Below are 19,262 nucleotides of genomic sequence, written 5' to 3'. Positions count from 1 at the left end.
TGCCTTTTCAAAGCGGCGCCCGGTGCGCCGCTTTTTTATTAGGCATCACCGGTGGGTGAAGCGTGATTGCGCTCCCCGACGCCGCTCCCGATATCTCCGCGAGCTGACGATGGAGATGTCTGATGAAAATCGATCTTGCGGGCAAGACGGCGCTGGTGACGGGGTCGACCTCCGGCATCGGCCATGCGATCGCCAAAGGATTGGCCGCCGCGGGCGCCGAGGTCACGGTCAATGGTCGCACGCAGGCCAACGTTGACCGGGCGGTCTCGGCAATCAAAAAGGCCGTGCCCGGTGCCAAGGTTCACGGCGTCGCCGCCAGCGTCTCCACCGTGGAAGGCTGCAACACGATCGTGACCGCGCTGCCCGAGGTCGACATCCTCATCAACAATGCCGGCATCTTCGAGCCCAAGGACTTCTTCGAGACCCCCGACGAGGACTGGAGCCGCTTCTTCGAGGTCAATGTGATGTCAGGCGTGCGGCTGTCCCGCGCCTATATGATGGGCATGCTGAAGCGCAACTGGGGCCGGATCGTCTTCATCTCCTCGGAATCCGCGCTCAACGTCCCGAAGGAGATGATCCACTACGGCACGACCAAGACCGCCCAGCTCGCGGTCTCGCGCGGACTTGCCGAGATGACAAAGGGCACCGCGGTGACCGTCAACTCGGTGTTGCCGGGACCGACCATGTCGGAGGGCGTGGAGACTTTCGTGAAGGAACTCGCCCGGCAAAACGGTCAGTCCGTGGAGGAGGCGGCCTCGCAATTCGTCAAGCAGTTCCGCCCGACCTCGCTGCTGCAGCGTTTTGCAACCCCGGAGGAGATCGCCAACATGGTGATCTACGTCGCCTCGAAAGAGGCGTCCGCCACCAACGGTGCGGCGTTGCGTGCCGAGGGCGGCATCGTCAATTCCATCGCGTGATGTGCGGCCTGCCTCTACCACCCTTCCAGCACGATCTTGCCGCGCGATTTCCCGGACTCCAATAGCGCGTGCGCGCGCTTGAGATTGGCGGCGTTGATGCTGCCAAAACTCTGGTCCAGCGTGGTGCGCAGCACGCCGTTGTCGAGGAGGTCGGCGACGTCGTTCAGGAGATGATGCTGCGCGATCATGTCCGTCGTCTGGAACGAGGAGCGGGTGAACATCGATTCCCAGTGCACCGAGACAGCCTTGCCCTTGAAGGCGCTGACATTGAATTCGGCGGGATCGTCGATCAATCCATATTTGCCCTGCGGCGCAATGATTTCTGCCAATGCCTTGTAGTGCTGCTCGGTATTGGTGAGGCTTGCGATGAGGCCAACCGGCGGCAGTTTCAGCGCTTCGATCCGCTCCTTCATCGGCTTTGAGTGATCGATCACCGCGTGCGCGCCGAGATCGAGGCACCATTTTTGCGATTCCGGCCGTGACGCGGTGGCGACCACGGTCAGGCCGGTGAGGCGGCGCGCGAGCTGGATCAGGATCGAGCCGACGCCGCCGGCGCCGCCGATGATCAACAAGGTGCGCGGATCAAGACTTTTGCCGGGCGCCACGGCGAGCCGGTCGAACAGCAATTCCCAGGCGGTGATGGAAGTCAGCGGCAGCGCGGCGGCCTGCGCGAATGACAGCGTCTTTGGCTTGCGGCCGACGATGCGCTCGTCGACCAGATGGAATTCCGAATTGGTGCCGGGCCGCAGAATCGAGCCGGCATAAAACACCTCGTCGCCAGGCTTGAACAGCGTGGCATCGGAGCCGACGGCATCGACGATGCCGGCTGCGTCAAATCCCAGAATCTTGGTGTCTCCGTCGGGCGGCGCGGCGCGCTTGCGGACCTTGTAATCGACCGGATTGACCGAGATCGCCTTCACCGCGACGCGGATGTCGCGGCCCCTGGGTTCCGGCTTTGCCGTCTCGAAATCGATCAGCGCCTCCGCCGCGTCGATGGGAAGCGACTTCTTGTATCCGACGGCCTTCATGGCGGTTCTCCTTGAGCCGGCGGCAGCAAACGCCGGACTTCCAGTTTGACTATGTTCTCTATACGCAGCGGCGGCCTTTATATATGGAAACGCGGTTTTCAATGGGAAGATCGATCCTGGTCGCGAGCTCAGTCTCTTGCAAAGACAACTCGCCGCCATCTTGATTTTGGCCTGCCATCCGAGCAAGCTCGGTCCGCTGGACCGGCACTGTTGTGAATGGAAAACCCCGTGATACGCCCTATCATCGCTGCGGCATTGTTGCTGGGCGCCATTCCTGCGGCACAGGCATCGCCCGGCACCCAGGGGCGGGCCTGCATCGCCAAGGTTATCAAATCCGTCGAACTGCCGTTTGGGCCGCTGGGCAGCTGGAAGGTTCAGGTGACCTTGCAGATAACGCCGCCCGGCGGTCTGACCTACGAAACAACGCTCCAGGACAACATGCCGTGGCAGGGGCCTCCGCCTCGCCGAGGCCAGGTCTTCAGGCTCTGGTGCGATCCGGCCGATCCGACCAACCTGCATCTGATCTAGCGGAGCTGCCCCCGGCTTGCGTCACGGGCCCGTTTGCCGCACGCCGGAGGGCACCGGGCATCGAGTCCAAGAATATCGTTACGGATGGCCTTTTTTCTGGGCGCAAGGCCCGGTCATGCACTTCGCGTTCGAAGCGTTCGAAGGCGCGGCGACGGCGACGGATCCCCCCTTGGGTGCGACCGGGGGCGACGAAACGACGACCGAGTTCCCCTTATTGACGGGCGCGACCCGGGGCGCGGAAACGATGACGGAGCCGCCTTTGTTGACGGGCACAACCGGCGAGGTCTGCTTCACCGCACCCAGCGCATTCGGCTTTTTGGGCCCGCCGACGGCGCTTTGGGCGCAGGCCGGATGACAAAGGCCGCTCATCAGCGCACCAAGCACCATGGCGGTTAACGTTGCTCTGCTGTTCATTGACGCATCCCCTCGTCGGTATCGCCGACCGGAAGTTGAGGGAGTATACATCAATTGCGAATTGCGGGACCAGAGGTCCACCCGCCGGCTGGCGATGCCTGGACGTTTTGCGGGATCGCGGGAGGCATGCTGGCGACGGATGTCTCTGCCGGGCAGGACCGCGGCCAGCATGGACGCTTGGGGTTGAGCCCGTCGATCAGATTTTCGGGAGGTAAAGGCTTGTCACCTTGCGCCGCGGACCAAATCCGGCTTCCGCTAGCTCGCATTGTTCAGCCCGAGGTTTTGGATAGTCCATGCGACTACTGGTCATAGAAGACAACGAGCAATTGGCCGCGCTGCTGGCGAAAGGCCTGCATACTGCCGGATATGATATCGACATCTTTGGGACCGTCGCCGAGGCCCGCAATGCGCTGTTGATGGTGGCCTATGCGGCGATGATCCTCGATCTCGGTCTGCCCGATGGCGACGGATTGGCCGTGCTGCGCGAACTTCGGCACCGCAAGGATCCGATACCGGTGCTCCTGCTCACGGCCCGCGGCGGCCTCGACGACCGCGTCAACGGCCTGCGCAGCGGCGCCGACGACTATCTGGTGAAGCCGTTCGCGTTCGAGGAGCTGTTGGCGCGGCTCGAGGCGCAATTGCGCCGGCCCGGCCAGATCCTCGGCAACTCGCTGCGGGTGGCCAATCTCGAATTCGATGTGCGGAGCCGGCAGGCCACGGTCAATGACGAGCCGCAGGTGCTGTCGGCCCGCGAGACCGCGGTGCTCGAGCTTCTGATGCACAGCAAGGGGCGGGTGGTCTCCAAGAAGCACGTCGAGGACCACATCTTCGGTCTGTCAGGCGATGTCGCCTCCAACGCGGTCGAAGTCTATGTGCATCGGCTGCGCAAGCAGCTTTCGGAGAAGGGCGCAAAAGTCCAGATCCACACCATTCGCGGCGTCGGCTATCTCATCGCGGAGGAAAAGGTTTGATTCGCTTCAAATCGATCATCTCGCGGATCGTCTTCCTGCACGTCATCGCGCTCGTGGTCACCTCGATCGTGATGTCGTTTGCGCTGTCGTGGTTGCTGGGGGTCGCCACCGACAATATCCACGACCAGGCGATGCAGGACCAGGCCGTGTCGGTTGCCCGGCATCTGCACCTGAAAGCCGACGGCAGCGCCGCGCTCGACCTGCCGCCGGAACTGCAGGGCCTCTATTCCCAGCCCTATGGCCGCTATTCCTATGCCGTGCTGGATGAGCGCGGGCACGCGCTGGTTTCCTCGCTCGCCGACGGCTCGGCGATCTTTCCGCTGGATCCGGAATCAAGAGATGTGGAGTATTTGCGGACCCAGCGCGGCCAGGCGGCGATATCGGGGGCGAGCATTCGAAAGACCCTGGGGCAAAAGACGTTCTGGGTGCAGGCCGGAGAGGACCTCGCCAACCGCGACGTGCTGATCGACGACATCGTCGCGGATTTCTTCAAGGATGTCGGCTGGATCACGCTGCCGATCCTGTTCCTCTTGCTCGCGATCGATATCGCGATCTTCGCCCGCGCGCTGCGTCCGCTGCGTGAAGCCTCCGAAATCGCCAGCCACATCAGTCCGATACGGACCGACGTTCGCCTGCCGCTCGATGAAATCCCGAGCGAGGTCCGGCCGCTGGTTGCCGCCGTCAACCAGGCGCTCGACCGGCTCGATGAAGGCTTTCGGGTGCAGCGCGAATTCACCGCCGACGCCGCCCATGAATTGCGCACGCCGCTGAGCATCCTGCGCACCCGCGTCGATACGCTCGACGATCGGGGCATCGCCAATGCGCTGAAGCACGACATCGAATCGATGAGCCGTATTCTCGGACAGCTCTTGGACATCGCCGAACTCGACGCATTCGTCATCGATCCCAACGACAGGGCGGATTTGAGCGAAGTCTGCGGCCATGTGGCGCAATGGATCGCGCCCCTGGCGCTGAAGCAGGACAAGGAGATCGTGCTGTCGGGAGGCCACAAGCCGGTCTGGGTCAGGGGCAATCCGGAGATGCTGAGCCGCGCCATTCGCAATCTGGCGGAGAACGCCATCAAGCATACCCCGCGCGGAACCGTCATCGAATTCGCGGTCGAGGAAAACGGCGTGGTGCGGGTTTCCGACCGCGGACCCGGCATTTCCGAGGAGGAGCGCGAACTGATTTTCCGTCGCTTCTGGCGGCGCGACCGAACCCTGCCGGGAAGCACGGGGCTCGGACTTTCGATCGTGCAGCGGATCGCGGAGCTGCATCAGGCCACCATCAGGGTCGAGAATCTGCCGACGGGAGGCGCCCGATTCTCGCTGTATTTTGTGAGGCTGGAGGCCGGGGTCGATTCGCTGCCGGCAGCGGCCGAATAGATGGCACGAAACCGCGCCAAACCATGATATCGAGGGCCTCGCGTCACTTCTATTCGCGACGCCGGACCGCTATATTTGCCTTCATCAATCCTCCAGGAATCCTTTCATGATCGTTGTTCGCATCTTCACGGCATTGCTGGTCCTGTTGGCGGCATCGCCGGCGATGTCCCAGGACCGGCGCGTGCCGGCTTCGGCCGCCGAACTCCGGCTCTCCTACGCGCCGATCGTGCAGCGCGTGCAACCGGCGGTCGTCAACGTCTATGCCGCCAAGATGGTGCAGGAGCATAATCCGCTGCTGGACGATCCGATCTTCCGACGCTTTTTCGGCGTGCCCGGCCAGCAGCCGGAGCAGATGCAGCGCTCGCTGGGATCGGGCGTGATGGTGGACCCGTCCGGCCTGGTCGTGACCAATGTCCATGTCATCGAGGGTGCCGACGAGGTCAAGGTTTCGCTGTCGGACAAGCGCGAATTCGAGGCCGAGATCGTGCTCAAGGATCCGCGCAGCGATTTGGCGGTGCTGCGGCTCAAGGGCGCGCACGAGAAATTCCCGACGCTGGATTTTGCCAATTCCGACGAATTGCAGGTCGGCGACGTGGTGCTGGCGATCGGCAATCCCTTCGGCGTCGGCCAGACCGTCACCCATGGCATCATTTCGGCCTTGGCGCGCACGCAAGTAGGCATCACCGACTACCAGTTCTTCATCCAGACCGATGCCGCCATCAATCCCGGCAATTCCGGCGGCGCGCTGGTCGACATGACGGGAAAACTCGCCGGCATCAATACCGCGATCTTCTCGCGTTCCGGCGGCTCGCAGGGGATCGGCTTTGCGATCCCCGCCAACATGGTGCGCGTCGTGGTGGCTTCGGCGAAGAGCGGCGGCAAAGCCGTCAAGCGGCCCTGGCTCGGCGCCAAGCTGCAGGCCGTGACGCCGGAGATCGCGGAATCGCTGGGGCTCAAGCTTCCGAGCGGCGCGCTGGTTGCAAGCGTGGTTGCGGCCAGCCCCGCGGCGCGGGCCGGCCTGAAGGCTTCCGACCTGATCGTTTCGATCGACGGCCAGGCGGTCGACGATCCCAACGCGTTTGATTACCGCTTTGCCACCCGTCCGCTCGGCGGCACCGCCGAGATCGACGTGCTGCGCGCCGGCAAGACGGCGAAGCTTTCGGTAGCACTGGAAACCGCGCCCGATACCGGCCGCAACGAAATCGTGCTGACCGGGCGCTCGCCGCTGCAGGGCGCGAAGGTCGCCAACATCTCGCCGGCGGTCGCCGACGAGCTGCATCTGGATTCCGACACCGAAGGCGTCGTGGTCACCGATCTCGCCGATGGCGGCACCGCCGCCAATGTCGGCTTCCAGAAGGGTGACATCATCCTGGCGGTCAACAACCAGAAAATCGGCAAGACCGCCGATCTCGAAAAGGCGACGCGCGAGTCCGCGCGGCTCTGGCGCATCACGCTGGTGCGCGGCGGCCAGCAGATCAACGTTACGCTCGGCGGATGAGCCCGAAGCGACCACGCGAAGCCGCCAACCTGTTCGCTGCCGCGGGGATGGATCAGGATGCGCCGCATCCGCTGCCGGACCGGCTGCGCCCGCGGACGCTGTCGGAAGTGGTCGGGCAGGACCACATCCTCGGCCCCGACGGCGCCCTGACGCGGATGCTGGAAACGCGCAGCCTGGGTTCGCTGATCTTCTGGGGACCGCCCGGCACCGGCAAGACCACGGTGGCGCGGCTTTTGGCCGATGCCACCGAACTGCATTTCGAGCAGCTCTCGGCGGTGTTTTCCGGCGTCGCCGACCTGAAGAAGGCATTCGATGCGGCGCGCGCCCGGCGCGAAACCGGTAAGGGCACGCTATTGTTCGTCGACGAGGTGCATCGTTTCAATCGCGCGCAGCAGGATTCGTTTCTCCCCGTGATGGAAGACGGCACCGTCGTGCTGGTCGGCGCCACCACCGAAAATCCCTCCTTCGAACTCAACGCCGCGCTGCTGTCGCGGGCGCGCGTGCTGGTGTTTCATTCGCTCGATGCCGAGGCGATCGAGAAACTGTATGCGCACGCCGAGAAGATCGAAGGCAAGAGGTTGCCGCTCGATGCGGAAGCCCGCGCCGTGCTGGTGCGGATGGCCGATGGCGACGGCCGCGCCGCGCTGACGCTCGCCGAGGAAGTCTGGCGCGCTGCGCGCCAGGACGAGATTTTCGATGCTGTGCAACTGCAGGAGATCCTGCAGCGCCGCGCCCCGATCTACGACAAGTCGGCCGATGGCCACTACAATCTGATCTCGGCGCTGCATAAATCGGTGCGCGGCTCCGATCCCGACGCGGCGCTCTATTATCTCGCGCGCATGATGGATGCCGGTGAGGATCCGCTGTTCCTGGCGCGCCGCGTGGTCCGCATGGCGGTCGAGGACATCGGGCTGGCGGACCCGCAGGCGCTCGTCATCTGCAACGCCGCCAAGGATGCCTACGACTTCCTCGGCTCTCCCGAGGGCGAACTCGCGATCGCGCAGGCCGTGATTTATCTGGCCACCGCGCCGAAATCGAACGCTGCCTACGCGGCCTTTGGCGCGGCGATGCGCGCGGCAAAAGAGGGCGGCTCGCTGCTGCCGCCAAAACACATTTTGAATTCGCCGACCAAGCTGATGAAGTCGGAAGGTTATGGCTCAGGCTACCAATACGACCACGACGCGCCGGAGGCGTTCTCGGGCCAGGATTATTTCCCGGAAGCGCTGGGCCGCCAGAAATTTTACGATCCGCCCGACCGCGGTTTTGAGCGCGAGATTCGCAAGCGGCTGGAATATTGGGCCAAGCTGCGAAGGGAGCGGGGCTGAGAGCGATTTTGCAAATTTCGTCATGCCTGGGCTCGTCCCGGGCATCCACGTCTTCATGATCGCGCCAGTAAGAAAGGCGTGGATGGCCGGGACGAGGCCCGGCCGTGACGGGAAGGGGAAGCTATTTCCCGGTCTTCACGAATTCCAGAATCTCATCAGTCAGCCGCGTATCGGCGGTGTTGATCGAATACACTTCCGACATGTGGCTGTGCTGCGGCAGCATGAAGGTGCGGGGGCAGCCGGCGGGGCCCTTGCACACCGTCTGCCTCAGGAGATGGAGTTGCTCCTGGAATTTCGGCGGGTCGAGTTCGGCGCCGGCGATCATCAGCGGAATCTTTGTCGCCTGCAGACCCTGCATGGACGATCGCTCGGGATAAACAGAGGGATCGTCGCCGAAATAGGCTTTTTCGGGATCGCCGGCGGCGCCCTCCGTCAGGTCGTAGATGCCCGACACCATGATCGCGCCGGCAAGCCCGCCGCCCTTCACTTTTTGAAACTCGGGATGCGAGACATAGCTTGCGACATGCACCGCCCCCGCCGAATGGCCCATCAGGTAGATGCGAGAAGGCTCGCCGCCGCGCGCGTCGATGTTGTCGGCGACCCACTGTACGACCGCGCCGAGGTCCTCGGCGGCCGCCGGCCAAGGCGATTGCGGGGCAAGCCGGTAGGTGGTGTTGACCCCGACAAAACCGTTCTTGACCGCCCACAGCATGATGTTGTCGTAGAACGGGCTGTCGCCCGTGCGCTTGTTGCCGGCGGTGAAGGCGCCGCCGTGGACGAAGATCAGCACAGGCCGCGGCGCAGACGCCGTCTGCGGCGTGAAGACATCGAGCAGGTTCCGGTCGGCGGGGCCGTATTTGACGTCGCGCTCGACCTTGACGCCGGAGTAGGGCTCCTTCTGCTGCAGCGGCGCGTAAAGCGCGGCGGTATGCGGCACGTCGACGACGGCACCGAGTTCCAGCAGCTTCCAGGCGATGTCGTCCGGCATCGGACCTTCGGCCCATGCCGAGCTTGCCAGCATCGCCGCAAGGACCGCCACAACCGATCTCAATAACGTCATCCCGGCGCTCCCGTGGCTTGTTGATGGTTTGGCCCAGCATCGCCGATCCCGAGCGGAATATGTACTGATTTCGCCGTGACGATGGGTGGCTTTTGGGCTACGCAGGCAGCTTGATTTGGAGCCGCAGACAGACATGAGCCGCCGCGTCAAGAAACCGTTGAAACCCAGGGGCGATCGCCCGAAGGGCGCACGTCCTTACCGGGGCTCGCCGGCCGAACGGCCGCAGGCGCATCGGCCGGGCGGCAGGCTGTCGCGCTCTGCGGCGCGGGGGCCTGCGAAACCGGCGCCGCTCGTTGCCGAGCCCGAGAAGATCGTCGCCGAGTCGCCGCCTTTGCCGACCAAAGTCCAGACCGTCGTGGTGACGGCGGACGAGACCAACATGCGCGTCGATCGTTTCCTCGAGGCGCGCTTTCCCGGCCTGTCGTTCTCCCACATCCAGCGCATCGTCCGCAAAGGCGAGTTGCGCGTCAACGGCAAGCGCGCCGACAGCAAGGATCGGCTGGAGGAGGGGCAGAGCATCCGCATTCCGCCGCTGAAGCTCGATGCGCCGAAGGCGGCGCCCGGCAGCCTGTCCGAAGCCGCGCAAAAAACACTGCAGGCGCTGAAGGACATGATCCTGTTCGAGGACGCCGACGTCATGGTGCTGAACAAGCCGGCAGGGCTCGCCGTGCAGGGCGGTTCCGGCATCACACGCAATATTGACGACATGCTGGAAGTGATGCGCGACGCCAAGGGGCAAAAGCCGCGGCTGGTGCACCGGCTCGACAAGGAGACCGCGGGCTGCCTGCTGGTCGCGAAGACACGCTTCGCCGCCACTGCGCTAACCGGTTCGTTCCGCCACCGCTCGGCGCGCAAAATCTACTGGGCGCTGGTGGCGGGCGTGCCGAAGCCGAAGCAGGGCCGCATCTCGACCTATCTCGCCAAGGAGGAAAACGAGGAAGACACCATCATGCGCATCGCTGCCCATGGCGACGAGGGCGCAAGCCATGCGGTGACCTATTATGCCGTGGTCGAGACTTCGGCAACCAAGCTCGCCTGGGTGTCGCTGAAACCGGTCACCGGGCGCACCCATCAATTGCGCGCGCACATGGCCCATATCGATCACGCAATCGTGGGCGATCCCAAATATTTCAACAAGGAAAACTGGGAACTCCCGGGCGGGTTGCAGAAGCGGCTGCATCTCTTGGCGCGCCGGATCGTGATTCCGCATCCGCGCGGCGGCTTCATCGACGCCACCGCGCCGCTGCCGCCGCATATGCTGCAATCCTGGAACCTGCTCGGGCTCGAGGCCGACCGGTTCGACCCGATCGAGAACGCGCCTGAAGAATAATTTAACTTGCGCTCCAGCGGGGCCATCACGACATACCCTGCATGAAACGATTATCGATCACCCTCTGTGCGCTCATGCTGGTGCTGGCCTTTGCCGGCGCAGCTTCGGCGCAGATCTTTCCCGCTCTCCCCGGCAGCTCGCAGTTCAATCCACCGCCCCCGCCGCCGCCCCCGCCACCGAGCATGGCGGCGCCGGTCGTTCCGCAGATGGATGCGGCCGTGCACCCCAGCTACGCGCCGGCGCCGCGCCCATCCTTCAGCGACCGCATCACCAAGTGCCTCGATGACGCCGCGGCCGCCGGGTACGGCCCGAACAAGCGCGCGAACTACTCGCGCTCCTGCGCCAATCGGTGAACGGCAAAGCCGTTCTGCGGGGACGACGGGGATGGCCTGAGCTGGCCGCTACCCAAAAATCCAGCTTGCTTTGCATGGCCGATCGATGTCCGCTATCTTCCGATAACGGCCAAATTCCGTTCGCATCAGGAAATCGCGGCAGGCGTGTGGCGGCGCGGCGTGACATTGTGCGACTCTTGCATCGAGGCGCTGCGGCGTAGAAGCTGATCCGAACCGACCTCGATCGCGCAGCTTTATGAGTCTCTCCACCCCTTTTGTCCGCCGTCCGGTAGCTACCACGCTGCTGTCGCTCGGACTTGTGGTGGCAGGCGCGATTGCATTTTTCAAGCTGCCGGTCTCGCCGTTGCCCGACGTCGACATTCCGACCATTTCCGTGCAGGCGACCTTGCCTGGCGCCAGTCCGGCGGACGTGGCCACCACGGTCGCAAGCCCGCTCGAGCGCCACCTTGGCCAGATCGCCGATGTAACCGAAATGACGTCGGCGAGCTCGCTCGGTTCCGCCCGCATCAATCTTCAGTTCAATATCGATCGCAACATCAACGGCGCCGCTCGCGACGTGCAGGCGGCCATCAACGCCGCGCGCGCCGATCTGCCGACCAGTCTGCGCAGCAATCCCACCTACCGCAAGTTCAATCCCGCCTCGGCCCCGATCCTGATCTACACGCTCACGTCGGACACGCTGATGCCCGCCGAGCTCTATGACGCCGCCTCGACCGTGCTCGCCCAGAAGCTGTCGCAGGTCGAGGGCGTCGGCGAGGTCTCCGTCAGCGGCGGATCGCTGCCCGCCGTGCGCGTCGAGCTGATCCCTCCGGCGCTCTACAAATACGGCATCGGCCTGGAGGATGTCCGGGCCGCGCTCGCCAGCGCCAACGCCCACAGTCCGAAGGGTGGCATCGACGTCGGCAGCCAGCGCTACCAGATCTATTCCAACGATCAGGCCAGAAAGGCGGAAGACTACAAGTCACTGATCGTTGCCTACCGCAACGGTGCGGCGGTGCGCCTTACCGACGTCGGCGATGTCATCGATTCCGTGGAAAACGTGCGCACGCTGGGCCTTTCCAACGGCAAGCCGGCGGTGATGATGATCGTCTACCGGCAACCCGGCGCCAACATCATCCAGATGGTCGACCGCGTGAAGACGCTGATGCCGCAGTTGCGGGCCTCGGTCTCGCCGGCCATCGACGTCGATCTCGCGGTCGATCGCTCGAAGACGATCCGGGCCTCGCTGCGGGACGTCGAAATCACGCTGCTGATTGCGGTTGCCCTTGTCATCCTCGTGGTGTTCGCGTTCCTGCGCAATGTGCGCGCGATGCTGGTGCCGGTGGTGGCGGTGTCGGTGTCGCTGGTTGCGACATTTGCCGTCATGTACTTGCTGGGATACAGCCTCGACATCTTCTCATTGATGGCGCTGACCGTCGCCACCGGATTCGTGGTGGACGACGCCATCGTCGTGCTGGAAAACATCACCCGCCACATGGATGCGGGCATGTCGCGGCTGGATGCCACGCTGCTTGGTGCGCGCGAGGTGGGCTTTACCGTTCTGTCGATGAGCGTGTCCCTGATCGCAGTCTTCGTGCCGATCCTGCTGATGGGGGGCCTGGTCGGCCGCCTGTTCCGTGAGTTCGCCATGACGATCACGATTGCCATCGTGATCTCGCTCGTGGTCTCGCTGACAACGACGCCGATGATGTGCGCCGTGCTGCTGCGCGGGGATCGCGGCAAGCCGCATGGCCGGATCTATCGGGCCAGCGAACGCGTCTTTGAGCTGATGTTGGGCGGCTACCGGCGGACGCTCGCCATCGCGCTGCGTCACCCGCGTCTGGTGATGTTGATCCTGGTCGCGACGCTTGGCCTGAATTTCCACCTCTACGGGATCGTGCCCAAGGGCTTCGTCCCGCAGCAGGATACCGGGCTATTGATCGGGTCGATCCAGGCCGATCAGCATACCTCGTTTCAATCGATGCGGCAGAAGCTCACGCAATTCATCGGCATCGTCAAAAGCGATCCTGCCGTCGACACGGTCGTCGGTTTCACCGGCGGCAGCGGTCCGGGCCCGGGCTCGACCAACACCGGCACGGTGTTCGCATCGCTGAAACCGATTGGCGAACGCAAATTGGCGGCCGACCAGGTGATCGAACGGCTACGGGATAAACTGGCCGCCGTGGCGGGCGCCACGCTGTTCCTGCAATCGATCGGCGACCTCGGCACCGGAGGCCGTTCGGGCAATGCGGCCTATCAATACACGCTGCAAGGCTCGACGTTCGAAGAGCTGACCGAATGGACGCCAAAGCTCGTCGCGGCGCTGCAATCCGATCCGGCTCTCGCCGATGTCAGCAGCGACCAGCAGAACAAGGCCCTGCAGTCCAATCTGATCATCGATCGCGATGTGGCCTCCCGCCTCGGCATTACGGTCAGCCAGATCGATGGTACGCTCTACGATGCCTTCGGGCAGCGCCAGGTCTCGACGATCTATGTCGCGCGCAACCAGTATCATGTGATCATGGAGGTCGCGCCTCCCTACTGGCAGAATCCGCAGACATTGAAGGAGGTCTGGGTCAGCACCTCCGGCGGACCGGCGAGCGGTTCGCAGACCACCAATGCGGTGGCGGGAACGGTGGCGTCGCCCGCGCAGAAGACCTCGCTCGGTTCGATCGCGGCGAATGCCGTGCGAAACCTCGCGACCAACTCAATCGGCGCCACCGGCAAGGGGGCCTCATCGACCGGAACGGCGGTCAGCATCAGCCCGGAGACGATGATCCCGCTGTCCAGCGTTGCCCGCTACGCAGAGGGCGAAACGCCGCTCGTCGTCAACCATCATGATCTTCTGGTCGCCAGCACGGTCTCGTTCAATCTCCCGCCGGGCGTCTCGTTGAGCACCGCGGTCACCGTCATCGAGACGGCCATGACCCGGATCGGTGTCCCAGCGGACATTCACGGCGAGTTTGCGGGAGCCGCCAAGATCTTCCGGCAATCGCTGGCGAGCGAGCCGTTTCTCATCCTGGCTGCGTTTGCGACCATCTACATCTCGCTCGGCATGCTCTACGAGAGCTACATTCACCCGCTCACGATCCTGTCGACGCTGCCCTCGGCCGGCGTTGGCGCGGTGCTGGCGCTGATGCTGTTTCACACGGAATTCGACATTATCGCGATGATCGGGGTGATCCTCTTGATCGGCATCGTGAAGAAAAACGCCATCATGATGATCGACTTCGCACTCGACGCCGAGCGTCAGCGCGGGTTGTCGTCGCGTGATGCCATCTATGAGGCTTGTCTGATGCGCTTCCGGCCGATCATGATGACCACCATGGCCGCCCTGTTCAGCGCTATCCCGCTGATGATCGGCATGGGTGAGGGCAGCGAGTTTCGCCAGCCGCTGGGCATTGCCATCTTCGGCGGGCTGATCCTGAGCCAGATCCTGACGCTCTACACCACCCCGGTCGTCTATCTCTACCTCGATCGCGCCAGGCACTGGAGCCAACGGCGAAGACAGGTCCGCGCGTAGTGGTCTGTGAGACGACAATATCCGTCGTCATCCCTGCAGAACGGCTTTGCCGTTCTTGCTGGAGGTGCGAGCCTTGCGGTGCACTTGCACCGCTGGGCGAGCCTCGAAGGATGATTGGGACGGTGATCGCCGCCCATCCTTCGAGGCTCGGCGAAGATGGCGAGCACCTCAGGATGACGGGGATAGCCCGGCCTCAGCTTTCGTGATCGATCTCGACTGGCGAGTTTGTTTCGCGAATGCCGCCCACTCCCCATGCGGAGGCGAAAGCGAAGAACAGTAGAAATTGGCCTATCGGTTGCAGGATGCAAACTGCGCGAATAAAGTCTGAGCCAAACATCCCGTGATAGTGCTCGAGAGACACCGACGGGCCGTAAAAGAAGGAGTAGTCCCCCCAAACGGCGAGGCCAAACATGGCAAAGAGTATCCAATATACGGGTGCAGCGAGCCTCTTCCATCCGAAGGCAAAAACATTTGTGACCGACAAGACGACGAGTGCGGTCGTATTAAAGCAGAGCCAAGCGAGCAAAACGAAATAGATCGCAAACGCCTGCGAGAATTCGCGACCGCTAACGGGAGAATGATAGAAGACCTTCAGGCGTTCTAGCGCGGGCGTCAGCCCGTCTAGTCCTTGAAAGGTCGAGTGTATAAGCCGGCTCGCTTCAAGGTTGGTAGAAAGCCAAAAGTACGCTCCTAGCGAAACTGCCAATTGAGCGAGGGAATACCAAAACGCGATTGTTATGAGCTTTACGGTGGCGGCGTTCCGATCGTTTATAACGAGGCCTATTTGCGCCCCTTTAGGAGGATCGGTCAGTCCCGAAAAGACGCTCATCCGTCAACCTCAGCTCATTTTTGGGGTCGGTCTAGGGGGCGAGCGTTGAACCAGCCGGCTTTGCCAATCCAGACGACGATAGCGCGCATAAGGACCGGAAACCGCCCGCGGGCCCCGACCTTGGGTTGATTTTATTATCAATATAGCCCTGCCAGTAAAATCGCCTCTGGTTTTGCAGTATTGAGGTCAATGAACCGTTTCTGCGTTTCGCTCTAGACGACCGATTCCATGAAACCGGTCGTTTCTAGGCTCTCTGACCTCATCCTGAGGAGCAAGCGGTCGCCCTTAGGGGCGACCGCTTGCGTCTCGAAGGATGGCGGCTTGCACGGCCGTCGCCCGCGGCCATCCTTCGAGACGCATCGCTCATGCGATGCTCCTCAGGATGAGGTTCGGGGACGATGCCGATATAATTCGAACCTCGAAATCGTCGAACTAGACGCTTCCGCGCTCCGATTCTTGTACCGCTCGAGAAAAATCCGCAATTACTCACGCCGGCTCCCGATGTCCGAAATCACCCAGGGCGGTTGACGAAAATGAAACTCATCGTCAACGCGCCGCCACAGTGCGTCAGAAAGCCTCAGCAAACCTCAGTTCGCCAGCGGGTCGGGTCGGAACTGGATGTGCACGGCGCGGGGCATCGTGCCCTTGCCGCCTTCTTTGAGCCAGGGCGTGCGGTCGCCGTTGGTGCTCCATAACCCGCGGCCTTTCCAGCCGGCGTTCGGATCGTCGATCCGCCCGTCGAGGCCCTTGGCATAGAAGCTGATCGGATAGGGAATCCGGATCGTGACCATCTTGCCGTCCTTCAGCGCCACAAAACCGTCGCCGAGATTGGCGGTCGACACCGGGACGTTCTCGCCAAGTCCCGATGTGTTGTGCTGGTCGACCCAGGTGTAATAGCTCGACTCGGCGCTGTTCTCGCCGATGCCCTCGAAGCCGGGGCCGGGATACTGATAGAGCGTCCAGCCCTCGGGGCACTGATTGCCGGTCGCGTTCGGCCCGTTGAGCGGGCCTTTGCACTTGCGGCGATCGAAGCTGCCGAGTTGACCGCTCGCCAGCGAGGCCCAGACCACGCCGTTACTGTCGATGTCGCCGCCGCGGATGCCGAACGCCGGTGCCGGAACGTTGTACACTTCCGATAGTTGGGTCGCCGGATCAAATCGCAGGACGGCCGGCGTGCCGCCAAAAATGCCGACGGTGTACCAGATCGTGCCGTCCACCGGCGACGGCATCACCGCGTAGGGTCCCGAACCCGGGATGATCCGCTTGTCCTTGTTCGGATCAAGCGGGGCGGTGGGCTCGACAAAGTCGTCGCGCTTGCCGTTGCCGTTGGTGTCGAGCACGAACGGCGACCAGCCCTGCGACTTCGCGGAATCGCCGGTTTCGTCATACATCTTGGTGTTGATCCAGCCGGCCACCGGGCCGGTGCCGCTGAGCCACAGCGTGTTGTTCGCATCGAAGCCAAACTGCAGGTGATGGGTGGCAAAGCAGGTGTTGATAAAACTGTACTTCATCGTCTTGGGATCGAGCATCGCCACCTGGCGCGTCGACTTTTCCAGCGGGAACACTTTTGCCGACGGATGGTCGGAACCTTGCTTGCAGAACGCCGGGTTATCCAGGCCGCGCACGGTGGCGGAGAGCCAGAGCCGGCCCTTCTCGTCGAACATCGAGTTGTGGTTGTTGGCTCGCGTATCCCAGAGTTTTCGGTCGCCCCAATAGGCGGACGGCTGCAGCGGATTGATGCTGGCGGCATGTCCGGGACCCAATGATTCCGGCATTTCGGGATCGGCGACCGGCATCTTGAAGAATGTCACTTTATTCGTCTTCGGATCCAGGATCGGCATATTGTCGGTCGAATATTCCGGCGAGCCGTAAAGCGGGCCATAGGCGTTGACCGTCGGATGGCGCTTGTCCGACGAAATCAGGTCATGCAGGTATTTGTCCGGCGTCGACCATTCCCATGACGTGATCACGATATTGCGTTCCAGGCCCGAGGGACGAGGCGGCCTGGCCTTGGGGAGTTCGCCGTTGGCGATGCGGTCGGTCCAGTCACCGAGATATTTGAATGGGGCGCCGCCGAAATTCCCGGCAATCTGGTTGGTCATCTGTTCGCCGGACTGCCCCGATTGAAGGCGCCGCATCCAGGCTTCCGCGCCGGTATCGAACTTGCCGAACGCCCCGGGGATCGTGCGGGTGGCTTCCTGGCCGATCTGGTGACAGCCGATGCAGCCGATGTTCTTCATCTGCTTCAGCCAGTCGGTCTGCGTCAGCTTGTCGGGAATGTCGCTCTTGCCGCCGAACTCGCTGGTCGGCGGAATTTTCATCATCGAATACCAGTAGATCGCCGGATAATAATGCGCAGCCGACGCTTCGTTCGGTGCCGGCACCGCGGTCAGATTGAGCAGCTGGCCCGGCTTTGCGATCAGTTTTGGCGAATCCACCAGACCATAGCCGCGCACCCAGACGCTGTAATTCGCGGTCGGCAGGTCCGGCACGAGATAGCGGCCGGAATCGTCGGTGACGACGATGCGCGCGAACTTGGTCGCTAGATCGGTGGTCTCGGCGATCACCCAGACTCCGGCCTCCGGGCCTGCCGCGCCGGCGACGGTGCCGCCGATATCGCTGGCGCCGACCTTCACGGCCGGCTGCGCACTCGCTGCCTGCTGGGCTTGGACTGGAGTGGGGATTGTACCTGCCAGCGCCATCAGGCCGGCACACATCGTCAGCCGCGCAAGCGCTTTTGTCACGAACATAGCTAGCCTCCCGATATGGCACCGGCTCTTTGGCCGGATTGTCGTTGCCGCCACTCTAGCAAAAAGGCCGGCCGCATCCAATGGGTTCGATCGCTCGCATAGCTCTGCCGCGCGAAGTTCGGCGACAAGTGGAGCCTGACGTTTTGGCGGTGCCCGGTCTGCATTCTGGACGCCCGCGGCGCTCGGTGGGACGACTGCGAAAGAAAAGTGCCGGGCAGGGACAATTGATCCCTTCTCGTCCGTTGTTAACCGGGATAACTTGCTCCCAAAGTTACTGACAGAACGTGCCGAAATCCTCATCATTGCAGCGCTGGTGCCGTCGGCGGGCATTCCGGTTTTTTCATCAATTTGTCGAGCGTCAGAGCGCTTCGCGTGAGCACGCTGGGAGGAATTTATGAAATTTCCTCGTCGTAAATTCCTGCATCTGGCGGCAAGCGCCGTCGCGCTTCCGGCCATATCACGTCTCGCGCAGGCGGAGACATACCCGTCAAGGCCGGTACGCATTGTCGTCGGCTATCCGCCGGGCGGCGTGACCGACATCGTCGCACGTCTGATCGGTCCGTGGCTGTCGGAGCGGCTTGGGCAGCAGTTCTTTGTCGAAAACCGGCCTGGCGCCAGCAGCAATATCGCCACCGCGGCCGTGGTGCGGTCGCCGCCGGACGGCTACACGTTCATCCTGCTCTCTTCGGCGAACTCGGCAAACGTGACGCTGTACGACAATCTCAACTTCGATCTCATTCACGACATCGTACCGGTGGCGAGCATCGGTCGCGATGGCTTCGTGATGGTGGTCGATCCGTCATTCCCGACCAAAACCGTCCCCGAGTTCATTGCCTACGCCAAGACGAAACCGGGCAAACTCAACATGGCGACATCAGGTGCAGGGAGCGGATCGGATCTCTATGGTCAATTGTTCAAAGTGATGGCGGCAATCGATCTCGTCGCGGTGCACTATCGTGGCGTGGCAAATGGATTGCAAGACCTCCTGGCTGGGCGGGTCGAGGTCATGTTCCTTCCTGTCGCCACCGCAATCGGTCACATCCAGGCCGGCAGGCTACGGCCGCTGGGAGTAACGACCACCTCACGAAGGGATGTGCTGCCGGACGTTCCCGCCATCGGCGACTTCGTGCCGGGTTACGAGGCGACCAATTGGGAGGGGCTAGGCGCCCCCGTGAATACGTCGCCGGAGATCATCGCGATCGTCAACAGCCAGGTTAATGCCGCCCTTGCCGATACAGCGTTCAAAGCGCGGCTCGCCGATCTGGGCGGCGAGCCGTTCCCGAGTTCGCCCGCCGACTTCGGGAAGTTCATCGCCGAAGATACCGAGAAGTGGGGCAAGGTGATCCGGGCGGCTGGCATCAAGGCGGATTGA

General features: G+C 63.0%; 15 protein-coding genes. 10 read left to right on the top strand and 5 right to left on the bottom strand.

Annotation, left to right across the window (positions count from 1 at the left end):
• Positions 1 to 122: 122 nt before the first annotated feature.
• The gene (locus VK804_RS28755) at positions 123 to 917 is read left to right on the top strand and encodes an SDR family NAD(P)-dependent oxidoreductase (RefSeq protein WP_325376537.1); all 795 of its coding nucleotides are present in this window, start codon (positions 123 to 125) and stop codon (positions 915 to 917) included.
• 14 nt (positions 918 to 931) lie between these two features.
• On the opposite strand, the gene VK804_RS28750 is transcribed toward VK804_RS28755, so the two are convergent.
• Positions 932 to 1,945 carry a zinc-binding alcohol dehydrogenase family protein gene (locus VK804_RS28750; RefSeq protein WP_325376535.1) on the bottom strand — a complete coding sequence of 338 codons (1,014 nt, stop codon included), beginning with the start codon at positions 1,943 to 1,945 and terminating at the stop codon, positions 932 to 934.
• Positions 1,946 to 2,173: 228 nt separating this feature from the next.
• Between VK804_RS28750 and VK804_RS28745 the strand changes: the two genes are divergently transcribed.
• Positions 2,174 to 2,473 carry a hypothetical protein gene (locus VK804_RS28745; RefSeq protein WP_325376533.1) on the top strand — a complete coding sequence of 100 codons (300 nt, stop codon included), beginning with the start codon at positions 2,174 to 2,176 and terminating at the stop codon, positions 2,471 to 2,473.
• A gap of 78 nt (positions 2,474 to 2,551) precedes the next feature.
• Here VK804_RS28745 and VK804_RS28740 read toward each other — a convergent pair whose 3' ends face one another.
• Entirely contained in the window at positions 2,552 to 2,887 is a 336-nt protein-coding gene (locus tag VK804_RS28740) for a hypothetical protein (protein WP_325376531.1), read from the bottom strand.
• Positions 2,888 to 3,180: 293 nt separating this feature from the next.
• Here VK804_RS28740 and VK804_RS28735 point away from each other — a divergent pair, with 293 nt between their 5' ends.
• The 4 genes from VK804_RS28735 (at position 3,181) to VK804_RS28720 (ending at position 8,066) form a co-directional block, all read left to right on the top strand.
• Positions 3,181 to 3,858 carry a response regulator transcription factor gene (locus VK804_RS28735; RefSeq protein WP_325376529.1) on the top strand — a complete coding sequence of 226 codons (678 nt, stop codon included), beginning with the start codon at positions 3,181 to 3,183 and terminating at the stop codon, positions 3,856 to 3,858.
• Entirely contained in the window at positions 3,855 to 5,243 is a 1,389-nt protein-coding gene (locus VK804_RS28730; RefSeq protein ID WP_325376527.1) for an ATP-binding protein, read from the top strand. The genes VK804_RS28735 and VK804_RS28730 overlap by 4 nt, the downstream gene beginning before the upstream one ends.
• Before the next feature lie 106 nt (positions 5,244 to 5,349).
• Positions 5,350 to 6,741, top strand: coding sequence for a DegQ family serine endoprotease (locus VK804_RS28725; RefSeq protein ID WP_325376525.1), 1,392 nt, complete (start codon positions 5,350 to 5,352; stop codon positions 6,739 to 6,741).
• Positions 6,738 to 8,066 carry a replication-associated recombination protein A gene (locus tag VK804_RS28720; RefSeq protein ID WP_325376524.1) on the top strand — a complete coding sequence of 443 codons (1,329 nt, stop codon included), beginning with the start codon at positions 6,738 to 6,740 and terminating at the stop codon, positions 8,064 to 8,066. The genes VK804_RS28725 and VK804_RS28720 overlap by 4 nt, the downstream gene beginning before the upstream one ends.
• A 121-nt stretch (positions 8,067 to 8,187) precedes the next feature.
• Here VK804_RS28720 and VK804_RS28715 read toward each other — a convergent pair whose 3' ends face one another.
• Positions 8,188 to 9,126 carry an alpha/beta hydrolase gene (locus tag VK804_RS28715; protein WP_325376522.1) on the bottom strand — a complete coding sequence of 313 codons (939 nt, stop codon included), beginning with the start codon at positions 9,124 to 9,126 and terminating at the stop codon, positions 8,188 to 8,190.
• Between the two features lie 133 nt (positions 9,127 to 9,259).
• Here VK804_RS28715 and VK804_RS28710 point away from each other — a divergent pair, with 133 nt between their 5' ends.
• The 3 genes from VK804_RS28710 (at position 9,260) to VK804_RS28700 (ending at position 14,311) form a co-directional block, all read left to right on the top strand.
• On the top strand, positions 9,260 to 10,456 hold the full coding sequence (locus VK804_RS28710; protein ID WP_325376521.1) for an RluA family pseudouridine synthase: 1,197 nt from the start codon (positions 9,260 to 9,262) through the stop codon (positions 10,454 to 10,456).
• Between the two features lie 41 nt (positions 10,457 to 10,497).
• Positions 10,498 to 10,809, top strand: coding sequence for a hypothetical protein (locus VK804_RS28705; protein WP_325376520.1), 312 nt, complete (start codon positions 10,498 to 10,500; stop codon positions 10,807 to 10,809).
• Positions 10,810 to 11,044: 235 nt separating this feature from the next.
• Positions 11,045 to 14,311 (top strand): efflux RND transporter permease subunit, encoded by a 3,267-nt coding sequence (locus VK804_RS28700; protein WP_325376518.1) that lies wholly within the window; start codon positions 11,045 to 11,047, stop codon positions 14,309 to 14,311.
• 193 nt (positions 14,312 to 14,504) lie between these two features.
• Here the strand turns inward: VK804_RS28700 and VK804_RS28695 are convergent, their stop codons facing one another.
• Together VK804_RS28695 and VK804_RS28690 are read right to left on the bottom strand one after the other, a co-directional pair.
• The gene (locus tag VK804_RS28695; RefSeq protein ID WP_325376517.1) at positions 14,505 to 15,140 is read right to left on the bottom strand and encodes a hypothetical protein; all 636 of its coding nucleotides are present in this window, start codon (positions 15,138 to 15,140) and stop codon (positions 14,505 to 14,507) included.
• Between the two features lie 587 nt (positions 15,141 to 15,727).
• Positions 15,728 to 17,890, bottom strand: coding sequence for a carboxypeptidase regulatory-like domain-containing protein (locus tag VK804_RS28690; protein WP_325376516.1), 2,163 nt, complete (start codon positions 17,888 to 17,890; stop codon positions 15,728 to 15,730).
• 394 nt (positions 17,891 to 18,284) lie between these two features.
• On the opposite strand from VK804_RS28690, the gene VK804_RS28685 reads away from it, so the two are divergent.
• Complete coding sequence (locus tag VK804_RS28685; RefSeq protein ID WP_325376514.1) at positions 18,285 to 19,262, top strand: tripartite tricarboxylate transporter substrate binding protein; 978 nt, start codon at positions 18,285 to 18,287, stop codon at positions 19,260 to 19,262.

The sequence above is a fragment of the Bradyrhizobium sp. genome, from assembly GCF_035484855.1.
In the GTDB taxonomy this organism is placed as follows: domain Bacteria; phylum Pseudomonadota; class Alphaproteobacteria; order Rhizobiales; family Xanthobacteraceae; genus Bradyrhizobium.
This window is presented reverse-complemented; position numbering and strand designations above follow the sequence as displayed.